Origin of the sequence: Xenorhabdus hominickii (assembly GCF_002632725.1) — a bacterium.
Classification (GTDB): domain Bacteria; phylum Pseudomonadota; class Gammaproteobacteria; order Enterobacterales; family Enterobacteriaceae; genus Xenorhabdus; species Xenorhabdus hominickii.
Genome location: NZ_NJAI01000004.1, coordinates 1 through 3,105, shown reverse-complemented (window position 1 = coordinate 3,105; position 3,105 = coordinate 1). Strand labels below are relative to the sequence as shown.

Here is a 3,105-nt window from a genome sequence, read left to right as displayed (position 1 = left end):
TTTGGCCATGGGCTGCATGTGGAGCAAATCAAATGAAATACCTCATATTCATCGGAATTTGGGCAGCGTCAATGCTGATTATGGGACTGGTGTTGGGGGGATAGATGGCAAAGGCAAAACTAAACATGCTGGATGCAATGAATAAGTGGATAGAGCACTCTCACAAGTTAATACAACCTAATAAACCTCACGTCGAGCAACCCAAGAAACCGCCGCTGAAATTAACCAAAAAGCAGCGAGCGGTTATCAGGGAAAAATTCGGGGGTCGCTGTGCATATTGTGGACACGAATTACCCGCGACAGGCTGGCACGCTGACCATGCAGAACCGATTATGAGATACGGGGCTGGTCAATGCCACTATCCAGAGAACGACACCATTGAAAATATGATTCCATCCTGCCGTAGCTGCAATATTTATAAACACAGTGCAGACATTGAAACATTTCGGTCAGCAATAACCAGAGAATTACAAAATTCAATCAACAGAACACAATGCCTGAGAACAGGCCAGCGGCTCGGCATATTGAAATTAGATACCACGCCGATAGTGTTCTGGTTTGAGAAATATGGGGAAATGGAGAATGGCAAATCTACGCAAAGAAGCGCGGGGTCGAGAATGTCAGGTCAGAATACCGGGCATCTGTAACGGTAACAGCGAAACGGTAGTTCTGGCTCATTACCGGATGGCTGGCATTTGTGGCATGGGGATGAAACCCAATGATCTGTTTGGGGCATGGGCGTGTTCGTGTTGTCACGATGAAATAGACCGCAGAACGAGGCTGACAGAGACCGACTATGCACACATGGCTCACTTAGAGGGTGTAATCAGGACGCAATCAATATTGCTATCGGAGGGTAAGATTTGACGTGAAAACCTACAATTTAAAATTGCCGTGGCCTCCGACAGTTAATCACTATTGGAAACACTCAAGATGGGGCACTACATATCAGAGAAAGGCATTAACTACCGACAGCAAATCAGCAACATCATTCAGCAGCAAAACCTCAGTATCAATACCCAATCCCGCATCAAAATCAAAATAGTTGCCAATCCCCCAGACAGACGACAGAGAGACCTCGATAACCTGCCTAAAGCGGTTTTCGACTCGCTGACTCATGCTGGATTCTGGGCTGATGACAATCAGGTTGATTATATGAGCATCAAACGCGGCGAACGGGTTAAGGGTGGCTGTCTGGATATCCAGATATGGGAGCTGGAGACATGATCTTCACCGACCTAGCCGCATCCGTTGAGGAGGCCAGATATCGATGTAGAGAAACGGGACGACCATTTGCTGTTGTTCAGCGAAACACCGGAGATCTGGCCGTTCTCACTGAACAATGGGTTATGAGAAAACAATTGAGGGTGATGTATTCGACACGTCACGACAGGGTTCACACAGTATTGCCGGGGATAAAATAGGATGAATTTAGAATCACTACCCAAGTATTTTTCTCCCAAGAGCGCTATGTTTAGTGACTCTCCAGCCGCAACCGCTACTGATTCATTTTCAATTACCGATGTCATGGCCTCGCTGGGATTGGCGTCCGCTCAGGCGAGGATGGGGATTGAACTGTTTTTGGCGAAACAGGGGATCAATAAACCCGATGAAGCAGTGGAGAGTCTCTACCAGTATGCACTGACGCAGGTTCACAAGCACCCTGCAATCGCAAAACTCGATGACGATATTAGGGAAAATGTGCTGCAAATACTCGCAAATTATGCCTTTCAGGATTATGCAAGGAGTGCAGCCAGTAAGAAGGCGTGTTCAGATTGTGATGACGGGTTTATCGAAGCAGAGGTGTTTACTACAAAGGCATACACCCCGTGGATGGAAAAAAGGCTGGTTAAGGCAAATTTAAGTATGGGCGTAAAGATCACCCCATCGTCATACGAAAAATTCCGTGAACGCAGAGAGATTGTGAGGGTGGCCTGTTCCACATGTAAAGGTAAAGCGGTGGTCAGCCATTCATGCCGTTGCAATGGTCGAGGGGAAGTTTTGAATAAAGAACAGACGGAGTTAATTGGTATTCCGGTCTACAAACGATGTCCTAAATGTTCAGGACGGGGATATTCTCGATTGCCAGCCGAGGATGTCAGACGGGCCATTTGTAATGAGGTGGTGGAGCTGCCTGAGACCACATGGAGAAGAAACTTTAAGCCGTTCTATGAAGAACTGATTCAGGAATGTTTCAGTGAAGAATTGAACGCTGATAACGTTCTAGAAGAACTAACAAAAAGAGAAATTATTTCCACATAAATATTAAACAGTAGATAAATGATATTGACAGAGTGGCGAAAATAGCCCATCATTGCTCTAACGATGGGTTATTGTCTCTCGTTGAATCAAAGAAGAATTTTAAGACCTCGCCTCGGCGGGGTTTTTTGCTTTCTGGGGGAATGAATGTCTGCACCAATCACCGAATCTTTAGTTATCCGTCCTGCATCTGAACAACCCACGCCGGATATGAATGGTAAAGAGGTGCTGGTCTTGAATCCTTGCGATGGCTGGCACATTGGGTATGTCAACTTCTGGGATGGAGAATACAGCGGTATCTACCGATGGATAGGTGAGGAATTTGAACCTCGGTACTTTTATGTCGCCTGGGCACTTTTGCCGGATGGCTTGAAAATCGGCGATGCCTTCGAAGACCAGAGCGCGACACCGGAAGAACATGATCGTTACTGGGCAGCAAGAAAGATGCTGAACGGGAAATAACATTCCACCCGTAGTAAATCCAATTACCAAATATCTTTTGGTAGTTCAAGTTCTCGTTATCGGAATTCCTATATCGGAACAAATTCAAGTGGTTCTGGCATATCGCGCAACCATACAATCATTTAACGCGACAAAAGATTGCATAATTAGACAAAATGGTGCATATTATAAGTGCGCTTCCGAAGGCGTATGCGTTTCGCACCGCATGTAATATAAATCCCGAGAGAGACTACGCAAATGGCTATTAGTATCCGTTTAGATGATGACTTCGTGAGTGATGTAAAGATCCACGCAGAAGCGTCAAGCAGGAGTGTGCCAAAGCAAATCGAGCATTGGGCAAAAATAGGTCGCATCGCCGAAGATAACCCAGATTTGCCATACTCC

At 45.9% G+C, this 3,105-nt stretch carries 5 protein-coding genes and 1 pseudogene; all 6 read left to right on the top strand.

The annotated features are described in order from the left end of the window. Positions 1–104: 104 nt before the first annotated feature. The gene (locus Xhom_RS12360) at positions 105–647 is read left to right on the top strand and encodes an HNH endonuclease (protein WP_232326247.1); all 543 of its coding nucleotides are present in this window, start codon (positions 105–107) and stop codon (positions 645–647) included. Continuing rightward, on the top strand, positions 583–867 hold the full coding sequence (locus Xhom_RS12355; protein ID WP_071933830.1) for a DUF1364 domain-containing protein: 285 nt from the start codon (positions 583–585) through the stop codon (positions 865–867). The genes Xhom_RS12360 and Xhom_RS12355 overlap by 65 nt, the downstream gene beginning before the upstream one ends. A 1-nt stretch (position 868) precedes the next feature. Next, positions 869–1,227 (top strand): annotated as a pseudogene (locus tag Xhom_RS12350) (RusA family crossover junction endodeoxyribonuclease). Positions 1,228–1,425: 198 nt separating this feature from the next. Beyond that, complete coding sequence (locus Xhom_RS12340) at positions 1,426–2,262, top strand: antitermination protein (protein WP_069315408.1); 837 nt, start codon at positions 1,426–1,428, stop codon at positions 2,260–2,262. Between the two features lie 144 nt (positions 2,263–2,406). Further along, a complete protein-coding gene (locus Xhom_RS12335) occupies positions 2,407–2,721 on the top strand; it encodes a hypothetical protein (protein WP_069315409.1) in 315 nt (104 codons plus the stop codon). Positions 2,722–2,958: 237 nt separating this feature from the next. Continuing rightward, a partial coding sequence (locus tag Xhom_RS12330) for a ParD-like family protein (protein ID WP_244590785.1) occupies positions 2,959–3,105 on the top strand: 147 nt, incomplete at its 3' end.

What these genes read in the sequence shown, in the direction of transcription:
- Xhom_RS12335 (WP_069315409.1), top strand. Translation starts at nt 2,407, where the DNA reads ATGTCTGCACCAATCACCGAATCTTTAGTTATCCGTCCTGCATCTGAA.
- Xhom_RS12360 (WP_232326247.1), top strand. Translation starts at nt 105, where the DNA reads ATGGCAAAGGCAAAACTAAACATGCTGGATGCAATGAATAAGTGGATA.
- Xhom_RS12355 (WP_071933830.1), top strand. Translation starts at nt 583, where the DNA reads ATGGCAAATCTACGCAAAGAAGCGCGGGGTCGAGAATGTCAGGTCAGA.
- Xhom_RS12340 (WP_069315408.1), top strand. Translation starts at nt 1,426, where the DNA reads ATGAATTTAGAATCACTACCCAAGTATTTTTCTCCCAAGAGCGCTATG.